The sequence below is a fragment of the Actinoplanes sp. NPDC048967 genome (genome assembly GCF_040649415.1).
Lineage (GTDB): Bacteria > Actinomycetota > Actinomycetes > Mycobacteriales > Micromonosporaceae > Actinoplanes.
Window position 1 is genome coordinate 158283 of the sequence record NZ_JBEZFL010000005.1, and the last position, 25638, is coordinate 183920.

The following is a 25638-nucleotide window of genomic DNA, read 5'->3' on the forward strand; positions in this document are numbered from 1 at the left end:
ATGACGACAATCGACTGCCTGGTCGACGACTCGGACATCGACGTCCCGATCGACGACCGTGACGAGGGCGAGCGCCGGGCCCTGGAGCTGGCGCATCGTATCCGGTTGGTGGCCGTGCGGGACCCGGAACAGGCGCAGCGGTTGGTGGATGAGCTGATCGTCGCGCTCGATGCCGCGATGGGCGGTACGTTTTCCGAGCACCTGGACGGAGTCGCCCGCGAGGTCCTGCAGCGGGCTCTCGCGAGAAGCCGGAACAGTTCCGAAACAGTTAGGGTTCCCTAACCCCTATCCGCTTCGATGGCCGTCTTAGACTCCGACTGGGCTGGCTTGTGAACTGTTTCACGAGCCCGCGCTTGACGGAGGTGAGCCGTGAACGACCTCGCTGTCGCAGGGGGAACCGTCGCCGACGAGGCCGACGTGATCGTGGTCGGGGCTGGGCCGGGCGGCTCCGCCGCGGCGTACCACATGGCGCGCCACGGCCTGCGCGTCCTGCTGCTGGAGAAGACGGAGTTCCCGCGCGAGAAGGTCTGCGGTGACGGCCTCACTCCACGCGCGACCCGCCAGCTGATCCGGATGGGTGTGGACACCTCCGAGAAGGCGGGCTGGCTGCACAATCGCGGCCTGCGGGTGATCGGTGGCGGCGTCCGCCTCGAGCTGGACTGGCCGGAGCTCGCGAGCTTCCCCAACTACGGTCTCGTGCGCACCCGCCTCGACTTCGACGACATGCTGGCCAGGCGCGCGGTGGAAGCCGGCGCCCTGCTGCGCACCGGGGTCAACGTCACCGGCCCGGTGCTCGACGCCGACGGCCGCGCCATCGGTGTCGAGGCCAAGGCCGGCCCCGGGAAGGAACCCGTCCAGTATCGGGCCCCGCTGGTGATCGCGGCGGACGGCGTGTCCGGCAAGTTCCCGCTCGCGATGGGACTGGCCAAGCGCGACGACCGCCCGCTCGGCGTCGCCGTCCGGCGCTACTACCAGTCCCCGGTACGCGCCGACGACGACTACCTGGAGTCCTGGCTGGAGCTGCGCAGCGCCCAGGACCGCGACCGGCTGCTGCCCGGCTACGGCTGGATCTTCGGCCTGGGCGACGGCCGGGTCAACGTGGGCCTGGGCATCCTCAACTCCTCCAGCGCCTTCGGCAAGACCAACTACCGCGCCATGCTCACCGACTGGCTGAACACCACGCCCGAGGAGTGGGGCATGCGCGGCGAGGCCAACGCCGACGGCCCGGTCCTGGGGGCCGCGCTGCCGATGGGCTTCAACCGGGTGCCGCACTACACGCGCGGCGTCATGCTGGTCGGCGACTCCGGTGGCATGGTCAACCCCATGAACGGCGAGGGCATCGCCTACGCGATGGAGTCCGGCGAGCTGGCCGCGGAGGTGGCCGTCCAGGCCCTCGCGCGCCCGGCCGGCGCCGACCGCGAGCGCGCCCTGCAGGCCTACCCGTCGGAGTTGAAGATCCGGTTCGGGGGGTACTACCGCCTGGGCGGGGTCTTCGTGAAGCTCATCGGCAACCCGCAGATCATGCGGATCGCCACCAAGCACGGCATGCCGCACCCGACCTTGATGCGGTTCGTGCTCAAGCTGCTGGCCAACCTGACGGATCCAAGGGACGGCGACGCCATGGACCGCATCATCAACGGCCTGACGAAGGTCGCACCGGCGGTATGAGAGACAAGTGGACCCCGGTCGACAAGACGCCAAAGCGGATTAATAGTGTGAAGCGGCTAACAGTCGAGCAGGAGACGGTATGACGCTCAATCCCTACGTACCGATCGTCGGGCTGCTGATCCTCGGTGCGCTCTTCGCCCTGTTCTCGGTGTCGATCGCGCCGATCGTGGGTCCGAAGCGCTACAACCGGGCCAAGCTCGAGGCGTACGAGTGCGGCATCGAGCCGGCTCCGCAGCCCATCGGTGGCGGTCGCTTCCCGGTCAAGTTCTACTTGACCGCGATGCTGTTCATCGTCTTCGACATCGAGACCATTTTCCTCTACCCGTGGGCGGTGTCCTTCGAGGCGCTCGGCCTGTTCGGCTTCGTCGAGATGGTCCTCTTCATCGTCACTGTCTTCATCGCCTACACGTACGTGTGGCGACGCGGCGGATTGAACTGGGACTGATTGACATGGGAATCGAAGAGAAGCTGCCCAGCGGCATTCTGCTGACCTCGGTGGAGAAGCTCTCCAACTGGGCCCGCAAGTCGTCGTTCTGGGGCGCCACCTTCGGCCTCGCCTGCTGCGCCATCGAGATGATGGCCGCCGGCGGACCGCACTACGACCTCGGCCGCTGGGGCATGGAGGTCTTCCGGGCCTCGCCGCGGCAGGCCGACCTGATGATCGTGGCCGGCCGGGTGAGCCAGAAGATGGCCCCCGTCGTGCGCCAGATCTACGACCAGATGCCCGAGCCGCGCTCGGTCATCTCGATGGGCGTGTGCGCCTCGTCCGGCGGCATGTTCAACAACTACGCGATCGTGCAGGGCGTGGACCACATCGTCCCGGTCGACATCTACCTGCCCGGCTGCCCGCCGCGGCCGGAGATGCTGATCGACGCGATCCTCAAGATGCGCGAGAAGGTCATGGCCGCCCCGCTCGGCCCGAACGGCCGCAAGATGCTCGAGGCGCGCCGGGCCGAGGGCAAGCTGCCGGTCGTCGCACCGGGCGCGATGCCCTCGTCGTACCGGGTGGACAAGGCCCGCCGGGCGGAGTGGACGCAGGCCGTCAAGGAAGGCCGCGAGGAGCAGTTGCGCATCGAGAACTGGATGAAGCTGCAGCCGCACCTTCGGGAGGGTGGCAAGTGACCAACGAGTCCGACGGCGGCGTACCCGCCACTCAGCCGGTCGGCGCCGACCTCGACGCTCCGGCCCAGACGCCGCCGAGCCCCGACAAGGGCATGTTCGGCGTCCAGGGCACCGGCGACGTGTCCGGCTTCGGCGGCCTGGCCCGCCGGCGACCGACCACGGCCGACACCCCGCGCCCGTTCGGCGGCTACTTCGACGAGGTCCACGACGCGCTGGAGGAGGCCTACCCGGGCTTCGCCGACGCGATCGAGAAGGTCGTCGTCGACCGGGGCGAGCTGACCCTGCACATCAAGCCGGAGCGGATCGCCGAGGTCGCCCAGATCATGCGCGACGACGAGTCGCTGCGCTTCGAGCTGTGTTCCTCGGTGGACGCGGTCGACTACCTGGGCAGCGACAACCGCCGCTTCCACGTCTCCTACCAGCTCACCTCCATGACGTACCGCCGCCGGGTCCGCCTGGAGGCGGCCGTGGCGGAGGGCGTCAGCCTGCCGAGCGTGACGAGCGTGTACCCCACTGCCGACTGGCAGGAGCGCGAGATCTACGACATGTTCGGTGTCGTCTTCGACGGCCACCCCAACCTCACCCGGATCCTGATGCCGGATGACTGGGAAGGCCACCCGCAGCGCAAGGACTATCCGCTCGGCGGCGTGCCCGTCGAGTACAAGGGCGCCGAAATTCCGCCGCCGGACCAGCGGAGGGTCTACCAATGACAAGCCAGACGACCAGCGGAGCCGGGTACGCCACCGAGCGCGAGACCACCGAAGGCCGGGTCTTCAACGTCACCGGGGGCGACTGGGACACCATCACCGGTGGCATCGATCCGCTCAGCAACGAGAAGATCGTCGTCAACATGGGCCCGCAGCACCCGTCGACGCACGGCGTGCTGCGGCTGGTGCTGGAGCTCGAGGGCGAGACCGTCACCCAGGTCCGCCCGGTCGTCGGTTACCTGCACACCGGCATCGAGAAGAACCTCGAGTACCGCAACTGGACCCAGGGCACGACCTTCGTGACCCGGATGGACTACCTGGCGCCGCTGTTCAACGAGACCGGCTACTGCCTGGCGGTCGAGAAGCTGCTCGGCATCACCGACGACATCACCGAGCGGGCGAACACCATCCGGGTGCTCTTCATGGAGCTCAACCGGATCTCGTCGCACCTGGTGTGGATCGCCACCACGGGCATGGAGCTCGGCGCGATCTCGATGATGCTGTACGGCTTCCGCGAGCGTGAGTACATCCTCGACATCTTCGAGGAGACCTCCGGCCTGCGGATGAACCACGCGTACATCCGTCCGGGCGGGGTCGCGCAGGACGTGCCGGACTCGGCGATCCGCAAGATCCGGGACCTGCTCGTCTACCTGCCCAAGAAGCTCAAGGAATACGAGGCCATGCTCTCCGGCCAGGTCATCTGGCAGGAGCGCACCCAGGGCGTCGCCGTCCTCGACGTGACGGGCTGCCTGTCGCTGGGCGTCACCGGCCCGGTGCTGCGCTCGGCCGGCCTGGCCTGGGACCTGCGCAAGACCATGCCGTACTGCGGTTACGAGAACTACGAGTTCGACGTGCCGACCGCGACCACCGCCGACGTCTGGGGTCGCTACCTGGTCCGGATGGCGGAGATCCGGGAGTCGCTGAAGATCGTCGAGCAGGCGCTGGACCGGCTCAAGCCCGGCCCGGTGATGATCGCGGACAAGAAGATCGCCTGGCCGGCCCAGCTGGCCGTGGGCGTCGACGGCATGGGCAACTCGCTCGAGCACGTCGCCAAGATCATGGGTCAGTCGATGGAGTCGCTGATCCACCACTTCAAGCTCGTGACCGAGGGCTTCCGGGTGCCGCCCGGCCAGGTCTACGTCGGCATCGAGCATCCGCGTGGCGAGCTGGGTGTGCACGCCGTCTCCGACGGTGGCACCCACCCGTACCGGGTGCACTACCGCGACCCGAGCTTCGTGAATCTCCAGGCCATCCCCGCGATGGCCGAGGGTGCGCTGCTGGCCGACGTCATCGCCGGCGGCGCCTCCCTGGACCCCGTGATGGGTGGGTGTGACCGCTAAATGTCAGATGTGACTGTGGACTTCTCCCCGGCGGCAGCGCCGCTGGCCGAGAAGCTCCTCGAGCCGGCGCGCGAGATCCTCGCGCGCTACCCGGCGGGTCGTGAGCGTTCGGCGCTGCTCCCGCTGCTGCACCTGGTGCAGACCGAGGAGGGCTTCGTCAGCCCCAACGGTGTCGCGTTCTGCGCCGAGATCCTGGGCATCAACAAGGCCCAGGTCGGCGCGGTGGCGACCTTCTACACCATGTACAAGCGCAAGCCGACCGGCGAATACCTGGTCAGCGTCTGCACCAACACGCTGTGCAACGTGCTCGGCGGCCAGGAGATCTACGACGGCCTGGTCGAGCACCTCGGGGTCGGGCACGACCAGACCACGGCCGACGGCAAGATCACGCTGGAACACGCCGAGTGCCTCGCGGCGTGCGACTACGCGCCGGTCGTGACGGTCAACTACGACTTCGCGGTGGACAACAGCACTCCGCAGGCGGCGGTCGAGCTGGTCGAGCAGCTGCGCAAGGGGGAGCGGCCGATGCCGTCCCGCGGCGCGCGGATCTGCTCGCTCAAGGAGATGCAGTTCCAGCTGGCCGGTTTCGCCGACGAGCGTGAGGGTGCGGTCGCCGACGGTCCGGCCGGGGCGCCCACCCTGCGCGGCGTGACCCTGGCCCAGGAGCACGGCGTCGCGGTGGCGAACTTCAACATCGACACCCCGATCACCACCACCAAGCCGGCCCGCGACGAGTCCGCCAAGGCCGTCAAGGACCCCGGCCCGGTCTCCGCGCCGCGGACCGAGGAGAAGCACGGCGGCCTCATCGCCAACGTGGCCTCCAAGGTCAAGGCCGCGGCGGCCACGGTCGTCGACAAGGTCGAGCACCGCAAGGCCGGTGCGCCGGTCAAGGCCGGCGACGACAAGGACCCGGAGACCCGGGCCGCCGAAGCCCGCAACCCCACCGCCGACACCCCGGCCCCGGCCGCGACCAGCGCCGGGCTGCCGAACCAGACCCCGGCTCCGAGCAACCCGGCCGAGGCGGCCGGCGCGGCGAAGAACGAGGTCGCCGGCGACGGCAAGCCCGCCGGCGACACCGAGCGCGGCGAGAGCATCGTCAGCGAGGGCACCGCCGCCCAGAAGCAGCCGGCCACCACGAACGACAACCCCGGCTGGCAGAACACTCCGCGCGGCAACGAGGAGAAGAAGTGACTCAGCCCCGGCGTGAGGTTCTTCAGAAGCTCACCCCCGTCCTCACCAAGCGCTGGCTGTCGCCGGACGCCTGGCAGATCGACACCTACGAGCGGCTCGACGGGTACGCCGCCGTCCGCAAGGCGCTGGACGTCCACCCCGACGACCTGATCCAGCTCATCAAGGACTCCGGCCTCCGCGGCCGCGGCGGGGCCGGCTTCCCGACCGGTCTCAAATGGGGCTTCATCCCGCAGGGCGACGGCAAGCCGCACTACCTCGTCATCAACGCCGACGAGGGCGAGCCCGGCACCTGCAAGGATCTGCCGCTGATGACGTACGACCCGCACTCGCTGGTGGAGGGCGCGATCATCGCGGCCTACGCGATCCGGGCCAGCCGGGCGTTCATCTACATCCGCGGCGAGGCCGTCCACGCCACCCGGCGGCTGCGCAACGCGGTCCGGGAGGCGTACGCCAAGGGCTACCTCGGCGAGAACATCCTCGGCTCCGGGTTCGACCTCGACCTCGTCGTGCACAGCGGCGCGGGGGCGTACATCTGCGGCGAGGAGACGGCGCTGCTGGACTCGCTCGAGGGCTTCCGCGGCCAGCCCCGGCTGCGCCCGCCGTTCCCCGCGGTCGCCGGCCTGTACGCGAGCCCGACGGTGGTCAACAACGTCGGCACCATCGCGTCGGTGCCGTACATCGTGCTGGGCGGCGCGGACTGGTGGAAGAGCATGGGCACGGAGAAGTCGTCCGGCCCGATGATCTACTCGCTCTCCGGCCGGATCGCCAACCCGGGCCAGTACGAGTGCGGCCTCGGCATCACCCTGCGCGAGCTGATCGAGCTGGCCGGGGGCATGAAGCCGGGTCACAACCTCAAGTTCTGGACGCCGGGTGGCTCCTCGACGCCGCTGCTGACGGCCGAGCACATCGACACCCCGATGGACTTCGAGGGAGTGGCCGCGGCGGGCTCGATCCTGGGCACCACGGCGATGCAGATCTTCTCCGACCAGGACTGCCCGGTGTACGCGACCTGGCGCTGGCTGGAGTTCTACCACCACGAGTCCTGCGGCAAGTGCACCCCGTGCCGCGAGGGCAATTACTGGATGGTCCGCACGTACCGCCGGATCCTCTCCGGTCAGGGCACCCACCAGGACCTGGACACCCTCCAGGACACCGCCGACAACATCTTCGGCCGCTCCTTCTGCGGCCTCGGAGACGGCGCCGCGACGCCGGTCATGTCGACGCTGAAGTTCTTCCGCCAGGACTACCTGGACTACATCGAGGGCCGGACCGCTCCGCGGCTGTCCGAGAAGGCCCTGGTAGGAGCGCACTGATGACCGACGTCGCCAAGAAGACCGATGAGGTCACGCTGACCGTCGACGGCGTGGAGGTGACCGCCGCCAAGGGCGAGCTGGTCATCCGGGTCGCCGAGCGGATGGGCATCGCGATCCCGCGGTTCTGCGACCACCCGCTGCTGGCCCCGGCCGGCGCCTGCCGCCAGTGTCTGGTCGAGGTGGAAGGCCAGCGCAAGCCGGTCGCCTCCTGCACCCAGACGGTGGCCGAGGGCATGGTGGTCAAGACCCAGCTCAGCTCCCCGGTCGCCGCCAAGGCGCAGGGCGGCGTGATGGAGCTGCTGCTGGCCAACCACCCCCTCGACTGCCCGACCTGCGACAAGGGTGGCGAGTGCCCGCTGCAGAACCAGGCGATGTCGAACGGCCGCGTCGACTCGCGCTTCCACGAGCACAAGCGCGAGTACGAGAAGCCGATCCACATCTCCAGCCAGGTGCTGCTGGACCGGGAGCGCTGCATCCTGTGCCAGCGCTGCACCCGCTTCTCCGAGGAGATCGCCGGCGACAAGTTCATCGACCTGATGGACCGCTCGTCCGGTGAGCAGATCAACGTCTACCGTGACGACTTCTTCGGCGGCGAGGGCACCGGCGACGGCCAGGTCGGCGAGGGCGAGGGCGACGTCGCCTTCAACTCCTACTTCTCCGGCAACACCATCCAGATCTGCCCGGTCGGCGCGCTGACCGGCGAGCAGTACAGGTTCCGGGCCCGCCCGTTCGACCTGGTCTCCTCGCCGACCGCCTGCGAGCACTGCGCCGCCGGCTGCTCGATGCGGGCCGACCACCGCCGGGGCAAGGTGCTGCGGCGCCTGGCCGGCGACGACCCGGCGGTCAACGAGGAGTGGAACTGCGACAAGGGCCGGTGGGGCTTCCGCTACACCACCGGCTACGACCGCATCACCACCCCGATGCTGCGTGACGCCAAGACCGGCCAGCTGCGTGAGGCGTCCTGGAGCGAGGCCCTGCTGGCCGCCGCCGAGGGGCTGCAGGCGGCGAAGGGCCGCGGCGTCGGCGTGCTGACCGGTGGCCGTCTCACGGTCGAGGACGCGTACGCGTACGCGAAGTTCGCCCGGGTCGCCCTCGGCACCAACGACATCGACTTCCGGGCGCGCCCGCTGTCCGGCGAGGAGGCCGACTTCCTGGCCTCCTCCGTCGCAGGCGTCACGGACGTCACCTACGAGGACGTCGAGAACGCGCCCGCCGCGGTCATCGTCGGCCTCGAGCCCGAGGAGGAGTGCCCGATCCTCTTCCTGCGGCTGCGTAAGGGCCACGGGAAGGGCAAGCTCAAGGTCACGGCCGTGGCGCCGTACCTCAGCCGGGGTTTTGAGAAGCTCGGCGCGACGCTCGTCGCGGCCGTGCCCGGTGACGAGGCCCGGCTGCTCGGCACCGACGCGGCCGTGAGCGCCGCACTCGCCGTGCCCGGCGCCCTGCTGATCGTCGGCGAGCGGCTCGCGAGCGTGCCCGGTGGTCTCTCGGCCGCCGCCGCGCTGGCCGACCGCACCGGCGCCCGGCTTGCCTGGGTGCCGCGGCGCGCGGGCGACCGGGGCGCGGTGGACGCGGGCTGCCTGCCCAACCTGCTGCCCGGCGGCCGTCCGGTCACCGACGCGGGTGCGCGGGCCGAGCTCGCCGCGGCCTGGGACGTCGAGGCCGGCGCGCTGCCCGGCACGGTCGGCCGCGACACGGACGCGATCGTCGCGGCCGCCGCGGACGGCACCCTGGGCGCTCTGCTGGTCGCCGGCGTGGACCCGGCCGACCTGGCCGACCCGCGGCTGGCCGATCAGGCCCTCGACGCGGTGCCGTTCCTGGTCAGCCTGGAGCTGCGGCAGAGCGCGGTCACCCGCCGCGCCGACGTCGTGCTGCCGATCGCCCCGGCCGCCGAGAAGCCCGGCACCTTCATGGACTGGGAGGGCCGGCTGCGGACCTTCGACGCCGTGCTGAACACCACCGCGATGACCGACGGCCGGGTGCTGGAGGCCATCGCCGCTCTCATGGATGTCTCGCTGGCCACCGGTGACGTCGCCGCCATCCGCCGCGAGCTGGGGAGCATGCCCGCGAGCCGCGCCGACCGCCCGGCAGTGCCGGCCGTCGCTGCTGCCGCGCTGCCGAAGGTCGGGGACCAGGAGGCGGTGCTGGCGTCCTGGCACCACCTGATCGACCTCGGCTCGATGCTCGACGGCGACGAGGTGCTGGCCGGCACGGCCCGCACCCCGGTGGTCCGCTTGGGCAAGGGGCTGGCCGAGGCGCTCGGAGTGGCCGACGGTGACGCCGTCACGGTCGGCACCGACCGCGGCGCGATCACTCTGCCGGCGGCGATCACCGACCTGCCCGCGCAGGTGGTGTGGCTGCCCACGAACTCGCCGGGCTCGACGCTGCGTCGCAGCCTCGGCGTCACCTCGGGTGCGGTGGTCCGGCTCAGCGCCGGCCAGCCTGGCCCGATCCTGGCTCAGGGAGCTACCGCATGAATTCGCTGATCCTCGCGAAAGCGCAGGACCCGACCCTGGCGACGTTCGAGAACGACGTCTGGTGGATCGTCCTGATCAAGCTGCTGGGTGTATTCGTCATCCTGCTGCTGCTGACGCTGTTCACGATCAACTACGAGCGCAAGGTCGTGGCCCGGATGGCGGTCCGCCCGGGCCCCAACCAGGTCGGGCCCAAGGGCTGGCTGCAGAGCCTCACGGACGGCGTCAAGCTGCCGTTCAAGGAGGAGATCATCCCGAAGACCGCCGACAAGGTGGTGTACTTCATCGCCCCGGTGATCTCGGCGACGGTGGCGTTCACCGCGTTCTCGGTGATCCCCTTCGGGCCGGTCGTCTCGATGTTCGGCCACAAGACGGCGCTGCAGCTGACCGACGTGCCGGTCTCGGTGCTGGTGCTGCTGGCCTGCTCGTCGATGGCCGTCTACGGCGTGGTGCTGGCCGGCTGGGCGTCGGGTTCGACGTATCCGCTGCTGGGCGGGCTGCGGTCGAGTGCGCAAATGATCTCGTACGAGGTCGCGATGGGCCTGAGCATCGTGGCGGTCTTCATGACCGCGGGCACCATGAGCACCTCGCAGATCGTCGCGGCCCAGGCGGGCAACAACCCCACCACGGCGTTCGACATCTTCGGCTGGAGCCCGACCGCGCCGAGCTGGTACGCGGTCCTGCTGCTGCCCAGCTTCGTCATCTACTGCATCGCGGCGGTCGGCGAGACCAACCGGGCCCCGTTCGACCTGCCCGAGGCGGAGTCCGAGCTGGTCGGCGGCTTCCACACCGAGTACTCGTCGTTCAAGTTCGCGCTGTTCTTCCTGGCCGAGTACATCAACATGATCACCGTCTCGGCGTTCGCCACCACGCTGTTCCTCGGCGGCTGGCGGGCTCCGTGGCCGATCAGCTGGTGGGAGGGCGCCAACTCCGGCTGGTTCCCGCTGATCTGGTGGCTCGGCAAGGTGCTGCTGCTGCTCTTCGGCTTCATCTGGCTGCGGGCCACCCTGCCCCGGATGCGCTACGACCAGTTCATGCGCTTCGGCTGGAAGGTTCTGATCCCGGTCAACCTGGTCTGGATCCTGTTCCTGGCCGGCGTCCGGGTCACCAACGACCGGATCGACGGCGGCGCCCGCTGGCTCGTCTACCTGGCCGCGGCGGTGGTGGTGCTCGGCATCGCGCTGCTCTGGCCGGCCAGCAAGAAGCCCCGCGAGTTCTCCATCGAGGAACAGCTGGCCGCCCGGCCCCCGGGCAGCTTCCCGGTCCCGCCGATGGACCTCCAGGTACCACCCAGCCCACGGGCCCGCCGGGCGGTCGCCGAACGGCAGCCGGCCACGGTCGGCGGCACCACGCCCACCCCGGACGACACGTCAGACAAGGAGGTGTGACGTGGGAACGTTCACCGGCTCGTTCAAGGGCTTCGGGGTGACCTTCGCGCACATGTTCCGCAAGGTCATCACCACCGACTACCCGTTCACACCGCCGACGCCGGCGCCGCGCTACCACGGGCGGCACATCCTCAACCGGCACCCGGACGGCCTGGAGAAGTGCATCGGCTGCGAGCTGTGCGCCTGGGCCTGCCCGGCGGACGCGATCTACGTCGAGGGTGGCGACAACACCGACGAGCAGCGCTTCTCGCCCGGTGAGCGGTACGCCAGCATCTACCAGATCAACTACGCCCGCTGCATCTTCTGCGGACTGTGCATCGAGGCCTGCCCGACCCGTTCGCTGACCATGAGCAACGAGTACGAGCTGGCCCGCGACAGCCGTCAGGACCTCATCTTCACCAAGAAGGAGCTCCTGGCGCCGCTGCTGCCCGGCATGGAGCAGCCGCCACACCCGATGCGGCTCGGCGACACCGACAAGGACTACTACCTCGGTGCGCTGACCAACCCGGGCACGTCGGCCGGTGCCGAACGGGCGCCGTGGTCCGACGCGGGCACCGACGACGCGGCGACCGCCGTCGACCCGGCCGCCCGGCCGGAGACCGCGGGCACGGTACGACGGGAGGCCTCCTGATGTTCGCCTACGCCGCGGCCGCCGCGGGCCAGGTCTCCACCGGTGAGGCCTGGGGCTTCTGGATCCTGGGCTCGCTCGCCGTCATCGGCGGCCTGGGCATGGTCATCGCGCGCAACGCGGTGCACTCGGCCCTCTGGCTGGTCGTCACGATGCTCTGCCTGGGCTTCATCTACGTGATCAACCAGGCGCCGTTCCTGGGTGCGGTGCAGATCATCGTCTACACCGGCGCGATCATGATGCTGTTCCTGTTCGTGCTGATGCTGGTCGGCCGGGACGCCTCCGACTCCCTGATCGAGACCCTGCGGGGGCAGCGCATCGCGGCCATCCTGCTCGGCGTCGCGTTCGGGGTGCTCGTCGCGACCGGCCTGGCCCGCTCGCTGGCCGGCACCGAGGTCGTCGGCCTGGCCGAGGCGAACAGCGCCGCCGGCGGCAACGTGCAGGGCATCGCGCGCCTGCTGTTCACCAAGTACGTCTTCGCCTTCGAGGTCACCTCCGCGCTGCTGATCACCGCGGCGGTCGGTGCCATGGTGCTCGCCCACGTCGAGCGGGCCAAGGGCGACATCGCCGACCAGGTCACGCGCATGAAGGCGCGCTTCCGGCCGGGCTCGTACCCGGGAGCCAAGGCGGGCCCGGGCGTCTACGCGAACACCATGTCGGTCGCGGCGCCGGCCCGGCTGCCGGACGGCAACGGCTCCGAGCGCAGCATCTCGGCGATCCTTCCTGTGCGCGAGCTGACTGCTAAGGAGATCGCACCGAAGGGGACTGAGAAGTGACTCCCGACTACTACCTCGTACTGGCGGCGATCCTCTTCACCATCGGTGCCGCCGGTGTGCTGGTCCGCCGCAACGCGATCGTGCTGTTCATGTGCATCGAGCTGATGCTGAACGCCGCGAACCTCGCGCTGGTGACCTTCAGCCGGATCAACGGCACGCTCGACGGCCAGATCATCTCGTTCTTCGTGATGGTGGTCGCGGCGGCCGAGGTCGTCATCGGGCTGGCCATCATCATGTCGATCTTCCGGACGCGGCGCTCGGCCAGCGTTGACGACGCCAACCTCCTCAAGTACTAAAGGGGCCTTCACGTGGAACAGACAGTGGAGTATGCCCACGCGACGGGGCTGCTGAGCGGAATCTGGCTGCTGGTGGCCATTCCGCTGGCCAGCGCCACGGTCCTGCTGTTGCTGGGCAGGAAGGCCGACAAGTGGGGTCACTGGCTCGGCGTCGCTGCGGTCGCCGCGACGTTCGTCCTGGGCTTGTCGATGTTCTTCAGCCTGGCCGGGCTGGACGCCGAGGCGCGCTCGGCGGAACAGAGCCTGTGGGACTTCATCGTGGTCGGCGGACTGCACGTGGACTTCGGGTTGCTCTTCGACCCGCTCTCCGGCGTGTTCGTCCTGCTGATCACCGGGGTCGGCTCGTTGATCCACCTGTACGCGGTGGGCTACATGGAGCACGACGAGGGGCGGCGGAAGTTCTTCGCCTACTTCAACCTCTTCGTCGCCGCGATGCTGCTGCTGGTCCTGGGCAACAACTACGTGATGCTCTACTTCGGCTGGGAGGGCGTCGGTCTGGCGTCGTACCTGCTGATCTCGTTCTGGTACACCCGGCCGTCGGCGGCCACCGCCGGCAAGAAGGCCTTCCTGATGAACCGGGTCGGCGACGCCGGCCTGGCCATCGGCATCTTCCTGATGTTCGCCACGCTGGGCACCACCCAGTACGACGAGGTCTTCAACGGTGTCGGTGCGCTCTCCGGCGCGACCATCCTGGTGCTGGGCATCCTGCTGCTGCTCGGTGCGGCCGGTAAGTCCGGTCAGTTCCCGCTGCAGGCCTGGCTCCCCGACGCGATGGAGGGCCCGACCCCGGTCTCGGCCCTGATCCACGCGGCGACGATGGTCACCGCCGGCGTCTACCTGATCGCCCGGTCCAACCCGATCTTCTCGGCGAACACCACGCTGCAGACGATCGTGGTCAGCGTCGGCGCGCTCACCCTGCTGATGGGCTGCATCATCGGCGCGGCCAAGGACGACATCAAGCGGGTCCTGGCCTGGTCCACGGTGAGCCAGATCGGCTACATGTTCCTCGGCGTCGGGCTGGGCGGCGGGGCGTACGCCCTGGCGATCATTCACCTGCTCGCGCACGGCTTCTTCAAGGCCAACATGTTCCTCGGCGCCGGCTCGGTCATGCACGGCATGCACGACCAGGTCGACATCCGGCGCTTCGGTGGCCTGCACAAGTACATGAAGTGGACCTGGCTGACGTTCATGATGGGCTGGCTCGCCATCATCGGCATCCCGCCGCTGTCCGGCTACTTCTCCAAGGAGCCGATCATCGCGGCGGCCTTCGAGCGCGGCGACTGGACCTCCTGGCTGTACGGCATGGCCGCCCTGATCGGCGCGGGCCTCACCGCGTTCTACATGACGCGCCTGTTCGTGCTGACCTTCCACGGCCCGGAGCGCTACACCGAGGACAACAAGCACCCGCACGAGTCGCCGTTCATCATGACCGTGCCGCTGATGCTGCTGGCCCTGGGCTCGATCGCGGCCGGCTTCCTGATGGCCAGCAGCGTGCCGGACTGGCTGGAGCCGACCTTCGGCGCCGAGGCCGTGGAGCACGAGGCGGTCATTCCGCACGCGCTGATCACGGTGCTGTCGCTGGTCGTCACGGTGCTGGGCGCGGGTCTGGCCTGGGCGTTGTTCCGCAACGGCACGGCCAAGGAGGAGCAGCCGGCCGGCGTGCTCGTCACCGCGGCCCGCCGAAACCTCTACACCGACGCCTTCAACGAGGCGGTCTTCGAGCGGCCCGGCATCTACCTGACCCGCGCGCTGGTCTTCCTCGACAACAAGGGCATCGACGGCGCGGTCAACGGCCTGGCGGCCGCTGTCGGTGGCAGCTCGGGTCGCCTGCGCCGGCTGCAGACCGGTTTCGTCCGCTCGTACGCGTTGTCCATGCTCACCGGCGTAGTCCTGGTCGTCGGTGCCTTCCTCGCAATCCAGTTGGGATGGTTGGCGTGACCGACTTTCCGTTCCTGTCCATCCTGACGCTCTTCCCCCTGGTGGGGGCGGCGGTGGTGGCCTTCCTCCCGAAGACCAGGGGCCAACTGGCCAAGACGATCGCCCTGGGCTGGTCGCTGGCGGTGCTCGCGCTGAGCATCGTCATGTGGATCGTGTTCGAGGCGGGCGGCGACCGGTTCCAGTTCCGCGAGTCCTACCAGTGGATCCCCACTTGGGACGCGCGCTTCACGTTCGCGGCTGACGGCATCGCGCTGGTGATGCTGATGCTGATCGCGGTCCTGGTGCCGATCATCATCCTGGCCTCCTGGAACGACATCGACGAGACCCAGCGGTCGGTGCCGGTCTACTTCGCGCTGCTGCTGGCGCTCGAGTGCACGATGATCGGCGTCTTCGCGGCCGCCGACGTGTTCCTGTTCTACGTGTTCTTCGAGGTCATGCTCGTGCCGATGTACTTCATCATCGGTTCGTTCGGCGGTGCCCGGCGGCAGTACGCGGCGGTCAAGTTCTTCCTGTACTCGCTGGTCGGCGGTCTGTTCATGCTGGCCGCCGTGATCGGCCTCTGGGTCGTCGGCGGGCACACGTTCGACTGGCAGAAGCTGAGCGACGTGTCGGCGGCGTTCGACACCAACACCGCCCGCTGGCTGTTCCTGGGCTTCTTCATCGCGTTCGCGGTCAAGGCGCCGTTCTTCCCGTTCCACACCTGGCTGCCCGACGCCGGTGTCGCCGCTCCGGCGCCCGCCGCCGCGCTGCTGGTCGGTGTCATGGACAAGGTCGGCACGTTCGGCATCCTGCGCTACTGCCTCTCGCTGTTCCCGGAGGCGTCGCGCTGGTTCGCCCCGGCGGCGCTGGTCCTCGGTGTCATCGGGATCATCTACGCCGCGCTGCTCGCGGTCGGCCAGCATGATCTGAAGCGGCTGGTGTCGTACACGTCGATCGCCCACTTCGGCTTCATCGGCATCGGCATCTTTGCCTTCACCACCCAGGCCGGCACCGGCGCGGTGCTGTACATGGTCAACCACGGCCTGGCCACCGGCCTGCTGTTCCTGGTGGTCGGCATGTTCGTGGCCCGTCGCGGCTCGGCTCTGGTCAGCGACTTCGGCGGGGCCGGCAAGCTGCTCCCGGTGCTGGCCGGCGTCCTGTTCTTCGCCGGTCTGGCGTCGCTGGCCCTGCCCGGCACGGCGCCGTTCGTCAGCGAGTTCCTGGTGCTGATCGGCACGTTCACGGTGCACAAGGTGTACGCGGTGATCGCCACCGTGGGCATCATCCTCGCCGCCGCGTACGTGCTGTGGATGGTGCAGCGCACCACGCAGGGCACGCTCAACCCGGCGCTGACCGAGGTCCCGGCGATGCACAAGGACATCAGCCTCCGCGAGAAGATCGTGGTCGCGCCGCTGATCCTGCTGCTGCTGGTTCTCGGCTTCTACCCGAAGCCGGTCACCGATGTGATCAACCCGGCGGTCGAGGCCACCATGCAGGACGTGGGCACGACCGACCCGGCGCCGACGGCGGTCGCAAACGGAAAGGTGGCGCCGTAGCCATGGACGACCTCCAACTACCCGCGATCAACTACGGCGCCCTGGCGCCGATGCTGATCCTCTTCGGAGCGGCCTGCCTCGGCATCCTGCTCGAAGCGGTGCTGCCGCGCGGCCGGCGCAACGGGGTCCAGCTGACCCTCGCCCTGGTGTCGCTGGTCGCCGCGCTCGTCGCGGTGATCCTCGGCCGGAACACCCGCACCGTCACCATCGGCGGCGCGGTGGCGATCGACGGCCCGACACTGTTCCTGCAGGGCAGCATCCTGCTGCTCGGCGTGGTGTCGCTGCTGCTGATCGGTGAGCGCGCGGTCGAGAACGGCGGCGCGTTCGTCTCGCAGGCGGCGCTCACCGTCGGTTCCGAGAAGGACCTGCGGCAGGCGGGCAGCGACCCCGGCAACACCGAGGTGTACCCGCTGACGATCTTCTCGCTGGGCGGCATGCTGCTGTTCGTGGCGGCGAACGACCTGCTGACGATGTTCGTCGCGCTCGAGGTCCTGTCCCTGCCGCTGTACCTGCTGTGCGCGTTGGCCCGGCGCCGCCGCCTGCTCAGCCAGGAAGCGGCCCTGAAGTACTTCCTGCTCGGCTCGTACGCGTCGGCGTTCTTCCTGTTCGGCGTGGCCCTGATCTACGGCTTCGCCGGCGCGGTCGACCTGGCGTCGATCCACGCCGCGGTCGCCGACCCGGTCCGCAACGAGGTGCTGCTCTTCGGCGGCCTCGCCCTGGTGGCCATCGGCCTGCTCTTCAAGAGCGCGGCGGCGCCGTTCCACGTGTGGACGCCCGACGTGTACCAGGGCGCACCCACCCCGATCACGGCGCTGATGGCGGCCTGCACCAAGGTCGCGGCGTTCGGGGCCCTGCTGCGCATCCTCTACGTCGCCTTCGACGGGGTCCGCTGGGACTTCCAGCCGGTCCTCGGCGCGATCGCGATCCTGACGATGCTGACGGGCGCGATCCTGGCGGTCACCCAGACCGACATGAAGCGGCTGCTGGCGTACTCGTCGATCGCCAACGCGGGCTATCTGCTGGTGGGCGTCCTGGCGCTCAACAAGGAGGGCCTGTCCAGCACGATGTTCTACCTGGTGGCGTACGGCTTCTCGGTGCTGGCGGCATTCGGCATCGTCTCGCTGGTGCGCGACGCGGACGGCGAAGCAACCCACCTGTCCCGCTGGGCGGGTCTGGGCCGCCGCAACCCGCTCTACGCGGGCGCCTTCTCGTTCATCATGCTGGCCTTCGCAGGCATCCCACTGACCAGCGGCTTCACAAGCAAGTTCGCAGTCTTCGGCGCGGCGATCGAAGGCGGCCAGACCTGGCTGGTCATCGTCGGCGTGATCACGAGCATGGTGCTGGCGTTCCCCTATCTGCGGGTGATCGTGATGATGTGGCTGTCCGAGCCGGGCGAAAGCACCCCGACGGTGTCGATCCCGGGCTTCCTGACCTCGGCAGCGCTGGTCATCGGCGTGATCGTGACGCTGGCGCTCGGCGTGATCCCGGCGCCGCTGCTCGACCTGACCAACGACGCGGCTCAATTCGTCCGGTAGCGAGGAAATCATCGGCGGCGGCCCCGGTCGGACTCGTTCCGGCCGGGGCCGCCTGCTGTCCGCGGGATCACGGTCAAGAGCTTGATGTCGTACCTGGTTGCATGGCCCTGGACGTCGCTCCCGCCGAGACCGGGCGGGGCCACCCAATCGCCTGGCGGCTCATGACCGGGCGGCCCCACCCTGCCAGCTACGTGCTCCAAGACGCCCCCACGGCGGCGGCTGGATTACGGACCTTGGCTCGTAATCGCGGGGTGCCGACCGCCCTCGCGTCAGGCGCCCCGGAATGGCCAGCGACGTTCTCGATCCGGATGCAGGATGCAGCTCGGATCGTGCGGGACGAAGGCAGCGCGCGGACACTCGCTTGCCGGGTTGTCCGGACGGCTTGCCTCCGGCGCGAAGCATTTGGGGGCCGGGTCGCCTCGCGGACGGTTGTCCGGGCTCGATCGGCGCCGTCCGTGGCCGGCCCACTCTTGATCTATGCGCTTGGACAGAGCAGTTCTGCAGTCCGCCTCGCCGCCCGCACAGGCTCACCGCCCGCGCAGGCTCGCGCCTACGTCGTCCCGCGCCCGTGTCGTCCCGCGCCCGCAGTGTTCCGAACCCGGGTGGACCCTCCAGGCCGTCCCAATACCCAAGGATTTCGGGGACCACGCCACGCCCCCCACGCCACGCCGCCAACGCCGCGCCGCCCACGCCACGCCACTCGCGCGCGCCGCGCACGCTGCGCTGCCCGCGTCGCCCACGCTGCGCTGCCCATGCCTCCCACGCCAGGCCGCGCCACGCCGCGCTGTCCGCGTCGCCCACACTGCGCTACGCCGCGCTGGCCACGCCGCGCCGCGCTGCGCTGCCTGCGTCGCCAACCGCTGCGCTGCGCTGCCAGCGTCGCCCGCGCCGCTAATGCTGCACCGCCCACGCTGCACCGCCCGCGGCCGGCCGCCCGCACCGTGCTGTCGACGCTGCGCTGCGCCGCTGACGCCGCACCGCCCACGCCGCGCCGCGCCGCGCCGCCCCCACCCGGCCCGCACCGCGACGCCGACGCGGCGTCGTCCACCCGCACTGCCCGCACAGCCCGCCCGAGCCGCCTCCGCCAGGCTGCCCGCGCTGCCCGCGCTGCCCGTGAGCGCCGCGTCGCCGAGCCGCCCCTGCTGCCTGCGGCGCCCGCCCGCAGCGCCCTAACCGCGGCCTCCGGCCTCGCCGAACCGGCCGGCCCTCGCCATCCGACAGCCGCCACCGCACTGCTGCGCCACGACGACCCCCCGCTGCGGCAGCCCCCAAGTCGCCCCGGCGGCAGCCAGCAATGCAACCCGAACCATCCAGCAAGCGCAGCCGCACTCCCTCCGCACACGCGGCCGAGCCGCCCAGCACGCAACACCGACGCGGCGACCGACGACCCCGACGAAGCCCCACAGCCGGCCGGCCACGGCGGCAGGCGGGTGTGCCATCTTTCCGAAGGGGCGGTGATTTCGCCCACCCTGAGCGGCGACCCGGCCGGCAGCCGCCTGATCAGCGGGAGCGGGCACCCAGGCCGTGGCCTGCGCGGAGGGGACTTTTCCGGATCCGTACCCGTAGGCTCTTTTTGATCTTGCTGGTGGGACCCCTGGGCCCGCCCGGGTCGGGGTCGTATGGCATCGTGAAAGTGTGGTGAGCACCCGGGACAGCGCGCTGACGTCGTTCGGCCTCGACATCGACCCTGCGGTCGACGCGTCGGTGTCGGCGACGCTTGCGGTTGTGGAGGATGCGCTGCGCAGCAATGTCGCCAGTGCCGATCCGCTCGTGGCCGAGGCCGCCCGGCATCTCATGGATGCCGGTGGCAAGCGGTTCCGGCCGCTGATTCTCGCGCTCGGTGCGCAGATGGGTGACCCGACCCGGGCTGAGATCGTTCCGGCCGCCCTGGTCGTCGAGCTCACCCACCTCGCGACGCTCTACCACGACGACGTCATGGACGAGGCCACCGTGCGGCGCGGCGCTCCCAGCGCCAACGCCCGGTGGGGCAATTCCGTCGCGATTCTCGTCGGCGACTATCTCTTCGCGCGGGCGGCCGACATCGCCGCGTCGCTGGGGCCCGAGGCGGTGCGGCTGCAGGCGCGGACGTTCGCCCGGCTCGTGCACGGCCAGATCGCCGAGACCGTCGGGCCGCGTGGGTCCGATCCGATCGAGCACTACCTCGGCGTCATCGCCGAAAAGACGGCGTCGCTCATCGCGACGTCGGCGCGCTTCGGCGGCCTCTTCTCCGGCGTCACCCCCGAGCAGGTCGAGGCCCTGACCGGGTACGGCGAGACGATCGGCATCGCATTCCAGCTCTCCGACGACCTCCTCGACATCGCGTCGGAGTCGGTGCAGTCGGGCAAGACGCCGGGCACCGACCTCCGCGAAGGTGTCCCGACGCTGCCGGTCCTCTACGCCCTCGCCGGCGACGACACCGACGCTTCCGCCGTGCGGCTCCGTGAGCTGCTCGCCTCCGGGCCGCTGGTCGACGACGCTCTGCACGCCGAGGCGCTCGGTTTGCTCCGCGAGTCCGGCGCGATGAAGCGGGCCCGCGAAACCGTCCGGACGTACGCGGAAGAGGCCCGGTCGCAGCTCGCGCCGCTGCCGCAGGGCTCACCGCGCCAGGCCATGGAGTCCCTCTGCGACTTCATCGCCGACCGCACCAGCTGAGCCGACCGCCACAGGCTGAGCCGACCGCACCAGCTGAGCCGACCGCCACAGGCTCAGAGCCAATCCGCCAGCGAGCCGAGCCAACGACCGCGGAACCCGGCCTTCGGGGCGTCAGCCGCCGTCTCAGGCCACCGCCGCACGGTCCGCGTGCCGGCGCAGCATCCGGCTTCCGAGCACCATCGCCCCCGCCGCCCACAACATCGCGATCCCCGCCACCGTCCACATAGCCGGGTACCCGGCCGCCGCCGCCAGCGTTCCCAGCCCCAGTGGCCCGATGCACCCGCCCGCATACACGCCGGTCTGAGTGATCGACGTGGCCGCCGCCGGCGCCTGCGGGTGCAGCCGGACCACCGCGAAGTTCATCAGCCCCGGCCACGCCCATCCGAGCCCGAAGCCCAGCACGACCCCCACGATCAGCGTCGCCGTGTTGAGCACCGCGAGCATCGCCAGGCCGCCCGCACCCACCGTCAACATGCCCGCGATCACGCTGATCTGCCGGTCCGGCATGCGGTCGGCCAGCCAGCCGCCGACGATCCGGGCGGCGACCCCGACCGCGCTGCCCAGGGTCAGGGCCAGTCCGGCCGGGGCGGGCGCGACGCCGTCCGCGACCGCGGAGTCGACCAGGAACGTGCCGAGCGCGTTCGCCGAGCCGGCCGCCAGGGCCGCGCCGATGCCGATCACGATCAGCGCCGCCGTGGCCCGTTCGCCACCGGCGGCCTTGGCCGCCCGGCCGTCCTCGCGTTCGACCGGGACCAGCCACAGCGCGGCGACCGCGCCGGCTGCGGCGAACACGAACGCCCACCGCCACCCCACGGTCAGAGCCACCACCGGTACGGCCGCGCCCGCGAGCAACGAGCTGACGGGGATCGCCGCCTGTTTCACGCCGAACGACAGGCCCTGCCGCCGGACCGGTACGTGCCGGGACAGGCTGGTGTTGCTCGCCAGCTGGCCCATGGCGTTCGCGCCCGCGCCCAGGGCCAGGATCGCGATGAGGCTCCACAGTGAGCGGGCCGCCACCGCGATCGTCAGCAGGGACGCCGCCGCCAGGGCGATCCCGGCCCGGGCGATCGTGGTCGAGCCGTAGCGTTCCACGAGTGCGCCGGCCGGCACGGAGGCGAGTGCGCTGGCGCCGAAGTAGGCCGCGACCGCCAGTCCCAGACCCGCCGGGCTGAATCCGAGTTCGTCGCTGATCTGGACGGCGAGACCGCCGACGAGAAATACCGGAACCGAACAGGCGATGGTGGTGGTGAGGGCGCCCGTCACGGCCCGCCGCGGGGATATCGCGTTCGCGCTGGTCGCGGCGGTTTCGGCGGGGCTGCTCGACGGTTCGGCCATCAGTCGCAGAGTATGCCCGGACCGGCGGAAGCCAAGACGGTGAGTGTTAATGACCACACGTCGCGTAGATATCAGTCATGGTCGACACGCTTCAGGCATTCCGTCCGAGGAAGATTATTCATATGGTGTAAGTCCCCGGCGTCGGAGGTGGCTGTGCGCGACCCCCTGGCGGAGCCGTCAGATCTCATCCGGAGCGTGTCACGCGCCTTGCGTGTACTCGAATCGGTGGGTCGGGCCCCGCGCGGACTCACCGTGAAACAGATCGCTCGGCGATGCGAGCTGACCGTTGCGACGACGTATCACCTTGTCCGTACCTTGGCGTACGAGGGCTACGTGATCCGTCGCGAGGACGGCACCTACATCGTCGGTCTGGAGATCGCGGATCGGTACCGTGAACTGGTCTCCGCCTTCCGTGGTCCGCCTTCGGTCGGTGAGGCGCTGCGCCGGGCCGCGGTCGAGACCGGTTACAGCCACTATCTCGGCCGCTTCGTCGGCGGCCGGATCGCGGTGACCGCGTCCGCCGAGGGTGCCCGGTCGCCGTTCATGGACGACATGGTGCCCGGCTTCGACGAGGGCGGTCACGCCACCGCGCTCGGCAAGGCGCTGCTCGCCACGCTCACCGCCGACCAGCGCGCCCGCTATCTGCGCGACTGGGGCATGCGGGCGTTCACCCCGGCCACGCTGACCTCGCCGGAGGCGCTCGAGGCCGACCTGGCCGCCGGCGAACGCCGCGGGATGCAGCTGGAGATGGGCCAGTTCCGTCAGGGTCTGGCCTGCGCCGCGGTCAACGTCGTCGCCGACCGGGACATGGAACGCCGGCTCGTGCTGGCCTGCGCCCTGCCGGCCGCCGAGATGCTGACCTCCGCCCGGGTCGTACGGGCCAAGCTCACCGCCGCCGCCCGCAGCGTCGCCGAAGCCCTCTCCGCGGGGGACGCCGCCACCGCCTGACCTGCTGAACTGTCGGCTCCAGCCTCCGTTGAACCGCCCGACCCCACTGCACGTAGTACGGGTTGGAACGCGCGGAGGAGGTCGGCAGGCTTGGAGGATCAGGATGCCGAGCTGTTGCGTGCGCTGCAGGACGAGCACGGGGAAGCGCTGTTCGCGCACGCCGTACGCCTTTCCGGGGGCGACCGGCAGCGGGCGGAGGACCTGGTGCAGGAAACGCTGCTGCGGGCCTGGCGCTACCCGGAAGCGCTCGACCCGGAACGCGGCGCGGTGCGGTCATGGCTGTTCACCACCGCGCGCAACCTGGCTATCGACGCCTGGCGACGCCGGTCGGTCCGGGTGGGCGAGGTGGTCACCGACATGATTCCCGAGCCGCCGCCCAGCGCGGACGAAGCCGACCGGGCTGTGGAGGCCTGGACGGTCGCGGAAGCCCTGGGACGGCTGTCCCAGAGTCACCGCGAGGTCCTGGTGGAGTGCTTCTACCAGGGGCGTTCGGTGGCCGAGGCCGCCGCGCGGCTGGGGGTGCCGCCCGGCACGGTCAAGTCGCGCACGCACTACGCGCTGCGTTCGCTGCGCCTGGTTCTGGACGAGATGGGGGTGACGGGATGAGATGCGACCACGAGCACGACGACGGCGCGTACGTCCTCGGCGCCCTGTCGCCGGCCGAGCGCGCCGCCTACGAGCGGCACCTGGCCACCTGTTCCTTCTGCCGCGAAGCCGTGGCTGACATCGCTGTCCTGCCCGGCCTGCTGGGCCGGCTCGACCCCGACGACTTCTCCAAGCTGCTGGCCCCCGACCTGCCGCCCCCGCGATCCCGGCGCAACAGTATGCCGGACCTGGTCATGGCCGCCCAGTCGACGCGGCGGGAGGAACGCCGCCGGGTCCGCTGGCGGGTCCTCGGCTCGGCGCTGGCGGCGGCCTGCCTGGCGCTGATCGTCGGCATCGGCGCGGTGTTCTGGATGGGCCGCGGTGGCGCACCGGATCCGTCGGTGCCGGGCCCGACGATCGCGATGACGCCGGCGAACGAACGGGTGCCGGTGACCGCCCGGATCAACCTGGCCGCAGCCGGCGGCGGCACCCGGATCAACCTGATCTGCTTCTACAACAAGGGTGACGCGGCGTCCGAGCCGTACACGATCCGGCTGATGGCGTACGGGCCTGACGACGAGAAGGAGCAGCTCGGCTCGTGGACGGCGGCACCCGGCAAAGAGGTCAAGATGTCCGGCCTGACGCACTTCACCGCGGGGACGCTCTCCCGGCTGGCGCTGGTGCGTACGGACGATCGGACTCTGCTCTCCTACGACGTGCCCTGACGGGTTCCGCTCGTCAGCGCGGCGGAAGGGCGGCGGCCGGCTCGGCGGTGGCGGCCGCTGCGGCGGCCGCCGTCCTCCCTTTGGCGGCGGCCCGGGCGCCCCGCAGCCCGTCCACGGTGAAGATGATCAACGCGACCCAGACCAGCGCGAAGCCGGCCAGCCGGGCCGGCGGCATCGGCTCGTGGAAGAGCAGCACTCCGCAGGCGAGCTGCAGGATCGGCGCGACATATTGCAGGATGCCGATGCCGACCAGCGGCACGCGGTTGGCCGCGGCGGCAAAGAGCATCAACGGTACGGCGGTAGCGACGCCGGCCAGCAGCATCAGCACCGTGTGCCAGGCCGACACATGCCCGAACTCCGCGCCGCCGGTCGCGTTCAGCCAGCCCAGGTAGCCCAGCGCGGGCAGCGCCAGCACGGCGGACTCGATGAACAGACCCTCGGCGGGCGGCAGCGCGAGCCGCTTCTTGATCAAGCTGTACGACCCGAAGCTGGCGGCCAGCACGAGCGCGATGTACGGCAGGTGCCCGTAGTCCACGGTCAGCACCGCGACGGCCAGCGCACCGAAACCGATGGCGATCCACTGCCACAACCGCAGCCGTTCACGCTGCACGGTCACGCCGAGCAGCACGACGACCAGCGGCGTGATGAAGTAGCCCAGCGCCGTCTCGACCACCCGCGACGAGTTGACGCCGTAGATGTAGGTCGCCCAGTTCACGCCGATCAGCACGGCGGCCAGGGTGATGCCGCCGAGCAGCCGGCGGTCGCGCACGATGCGGCCGAGGAAGCGCAGGTTGCGCAGGGCGAGCAGCACGAGGCTGACGAACACCACGGACCAGATCACCCGGTGCGCGAGGATCTCCAGCGGCGGGGAGGGCGCGAGCAGCTTGAAGTAGATCGGGAAGAAGCCCCACAACGCGTACGCCGTGAGGCCGTACAGATAGCCTCGCCGTTCCTCGCCCATGCCCTCACCGTAAGGTGCCGGCGGCGGGTCCGCTCCTTGCTTATGTTCTAGCTCACCAGGCCAATCGGGCGGTGGCGGCCCCCGCTGGGGCTCAGTCGTCGCCGCCGTCCGGGACCAGCATGTTGAGCACCCAGCTCACGACGCCGACCAGCAGGGCGCCCAGGATCGCGCTGGGCCAGAAGTCGTCCACGTGGAACGGCAGGTCGAACTGCCCGGCGATCCAGCTGACCAGCAGGAACAGCAGGCCGTTGATGACCAGGGAGATGAGTCCCAGGGTCAGCACGTAGAGCCCGCAGCCGATGGTCTTGATGATCGGGCGCAGCACCGCGTTGACGATCCCGAAGATCGCCGCGACGGCCAGCAGCGTGCCGATCTGACCCCCGAGGGAGTCCGTGGTGAGGCGGATGCCGTCGATCAGCACGGTCGCGATCCACAGCGATACGGCGGTGATGACCAGCCGGATGAGGATGCCCATGGCACGGGATGGTGCCATGCCCGGGCCACCCGGCGGGGCGACACTCCAC

23 protein-coding genes are annotated in these 25638 nt (G+C 70.2%); 20 read left to right on the plus strand and 3 right to left on the minus strand.

Going from position 1 to position 25638, the window contains the following annotated elements:
* The 17 genes from AB0C12_RS22480 (at position 1) to AB0C12_RS22560 (ending at position 20560) form a co-directional block, all read left to right on the plus strand.
* Entirely contained in the window at positions 1-282 is a 282-nt protein-coding gene (locus AB0C12_RS22480; RefSeq protein WP_360550881.1) for a hypothetical protein, read from the plus strand.
* An 87-nt stretch (positions 283-369) separates the two neighbouring features.
* Positions 370-1668 carry a geranylgeranyl reductase family protein gene (locus AB0C12_RS22485; RefSeq protein ID WP_360550883.1) on the plus strand — a complete coding sequence of 433 codons (1299 nt, stop codon included), beginning with the start codon at positions 370-372 and terminating at the stop codon, positions 1666-1668.
* A gap of 79 nt (positions 1669-1747) precedes the next feature.
* The gene (locus tag AB0C12_RS22490) at positions 1748-2113 is read left to right on the plus strand and encodes an NADH-quinone oxidoreductase subunit A (RefSeq protein ID WP_360550885.1); all 366 of its coding nucleotides are present in this window, start codon (positions 1748-1750) and stop codon (positions 2111-2113) included.
* A gap of 5 nt (positions 2114-2118) precedes the next feature.
* Positions 2119-2790 (plus strand): NADH-quinone oxidoreductase subunit B family protein, encoded by a 672-nt coding sequence (locus AB0C12_RS22495; protein ID WP_360550887.1) that lies wholly within the window; start codon positions 2119-2121, stop codon positions 2788-2790.
* A complete protein-coding gene (locus AB0C12_RS22500) occupies positions 2787-3500 on the plus strand; it encodes an NADH-quinone oxidoreductase subunit C (protein ID WP_360550889.1) in 714 nt (237 codons plus the stop codon). The genes AB0C12_RS22495 and AB0C12_RS22500 overlap by 4 nt, the downstream gene beginning before the upstream one ends.
* Positions 3497-4837, plus strand: coding sequence for an NADH-quinone oxidoreductase subunit D (locus tag AB0C12_RS22505; RefSeq protein WP_360550891.1), 1341 nt, complete (start codon positions 3497-3499; stop codon positions 4835-4837). The genes AB0C12_RS22500 and AB0C12_RS22505 overlap by 4 nt, the downstream gene beginning before the upstream one ends.
* Positions 4838-6028 carry an NADH-quinone oxidoreductase subunit NuoE gene (gene nuoE, locus AB0C12_RS22510; RefSeq protein ID WP_360550893.1) on the plus strand — a complete coding sequence of 397 codons (1191 nt, stop codon included), beginning with the start codon at positions 4838-4840 and terminating at the stop codon, positions 6026-6028.
* A complete protein-coding gene (nuoF, locus tag AB0C12_RS22515) occupies positions 6025-7341 on the plus strand; it encodes an NADH-quinone oxidoreductase subunit NuoF (protein ID WP_360550895.1) in 1317 nt (438 codons plus the stop codon). The genes nuoE and nuoF overlap by 4 nt, the downstream gene beginning before the upstream one ends.
* Positions 7341-9815: an NADH-quinone oxidoreductase subunit G gene (locus tag AB0C12_RS22520; protein ID WP_360550897.1), complete on the plus strand. Its 2475-nt coding sequence runs from the start codon at positions 7341-7343 to the stop codon at positions 9813-9815. The genes nuoF and AB0C12_RS22520 overlap by 1 nt, the downstream gene beginning before the upstream one ends.
* 8 nt (positions 9816-9823) lie before the next feature.
* Positions 9824-11200: an NADH-quinone oxidoreductase subunit NuoH gene (nuoH, locus tag AB0C12_RS22525; protein WP_360551927.1), complete on the plus strand. Its 1377-nt coding sequence runs from the start codon at positions 9824-9826 to the stop codon at positions 11198-11200.
* Between the two features lies 1 nt (position 11201).
* Positions 11202-11831, plus strand: a complete 630-nt coding sequence (nuoI, locus tag AB0C12_RS22530) for an NADH-quinone oxidoreductase subunit NuoI (RefSeq protein WP_360550899.1) — start codon at positions 11202-11204, stop codon at positions 11829-11831.
* Positions 11831-12604: an NADH-quinone oxidoreductase subunit J gene (locus AB0C12_RS22535; RefSeq protein ID WP_360550901.1), complete on the plus strand. Its 774-nt coding sequence runs from the start codon at positions 11831-11833 to the stop codon at positions 12602-12604. Before nuoI ends, AB0C12_RS22535 begins: the two co-directional genes overlap by 1 nt.
* Positions 12601-12900, plus strand: a complete 300-nt coding sequence (nuoK, locus tag AB0C12_RS22540) for an NADH-quinone oxidoreductase subunit NuoK (protein ID WP_203772979.1) — start codon at positions 12601-12603, stop codon at positions 12898-12900. Before AB0C12_RS22535 ends, nuoK begins: the two co-directional genes overlap by 4 nt.
* Positions 12901-12912: 12 nt before the next feature.
* Positions 12913-14838 carry an NADH-quinone oxidoreductase subunit L gene (gene nuoL, locus AB0C12_RS22545; RefSeq protein ID WP_360550904.1) on the plus strand — a complete coding sequence of 642 codons (1926 nt, stop codon included), beginning with the start codon at positions 12913-12915 and terminating at the stop codon, positions 14836-14838.
* A complete protein-coding gene (locus AB0C12_RS22550) occupies positions 14835-16373 on the plus strand; it encodes an NADH-quinone oxidoreductase subunit M (protein ID WP_360550906.1) in 1539 nt (512 codons plus the stop codon). Before nuoL ends, AB0C12_RS22550 begins: the two co-directional genes overlap by 4 nt.
* A 2-nt stretch (positions 16374-16375) precedes the next feature.
* Complete coding sequence (nuoN, locus tag AB0C12_RS22555; RefSeq protein WP_360550908.1) at positions 16376-17908, plus strand: NADH-quinone oxidoreductase subunit NuoN; 1533 nt, start codon at positions 16376-16378, stop codon at positions 17906-17908.
* 1680 nt (positions 17909-19588) lie between these two features.
* Complete coding sequence (locus AB0C12_RS22560) at positions 19589-20560, plus strand: polyprenyl synthetase family protein (RefSeq protein WP_360551929.1); 972 nt, start codon at positions 19589-19591, stop codon at positions 20558-20560.
* Positions 20561-20683: 123 nt separating this feature from the next.
* Here AB0C12_RS22560 and AB0C12_RS22565 read toward each other — a convergent pair whose 3' ends face one another.
* The gene (locus tag AB0C12_RS22565; protein WP_360550910.1) at positions 20684-21895 is read right to left on the minus strand and encodes an MFS transporter; all 1212 of its coding nucleotides are present in this window, start codon (positions 21893-21895) and stop codon (positions 20684-20686) included.
* A gap of 153 nt (positions 21896-22048) precedes the next feature.
* Between AB0C12_RS22565 and AB0C12_RS22570 the strand changes: the two genes are divergently transcribed.
* From AB0C12_RS22570 to AB0C12_RS22580, 3 genes are all read left to right on the plus strand, one after another.
* Positions 22049-22843: an IclR family transcriptional regulator C-terminal domain-containing protein gene (locus AB0C12_RS22570; protein ID WP_212989640.1), complete on the plus strand. Its 795-nt coding sequence runs from the start codon at positions 22049-22051 to the stop codon at positions 22841-22843.
* Positions 22844-22933: 90 nt separating this feature from the next.
* Positions 22934-23449, plus strand: coding sequence for a sigma-70 family RNA polymerase sigma factor (locus AB0C12_RS22575; RefSeq protein ID WP_212989641.1), 516 nt, complete (start codon positions 22934-22936; stop codon positions 23447-23449).
* Positions 23446-24153, plus strand: coding sequence for a zf-HC2 domain-containing protein (locus tag AB0C12_RS22580; RefSeq protein WP_360550913.1), 708 nt, complete (start codon positions 23446-23448; stop codon positions 24151-24153). Before AB0C12_RS22575 ends, AB0C12_RS22580 begins: the two co-directional genes overlap by 4 nt.
* Positions 24154-24166: 13 nt before the next feature.
* Here the strand turns inward: AB0C12_RS22580 and rarD are convergent, their stop codons facing one another.
* Both rarD and AB0C12_RS22590 read right to left on the minus strand, forming a co-directional pair.
* Positions 24167-25114 (minus strand): EamA family transporter RarD, encoded by a 948-nt coding sequence (rarD, locus tag AB0C12_RS22585; RefSeq protein ID WP_360550915.1) that lies wholly within the window; start codon positions 25112-25114, stop codon positions 24167-24169.
* Between the two features lie 91 nt (positions 25115-25205).
* Positions 25206-25589 (minus strand): phage holin family protein, encoded by a 384-nt coding sequence (locus AB0C12_RS22590; RefSeq protein ID WP_360550917.1) that lies wholly within the window; start codon positions 25587-25589, stop codon positions 25206-25208.
* Positions 25590-25638 lie beyond the last annotated feature (49 nt).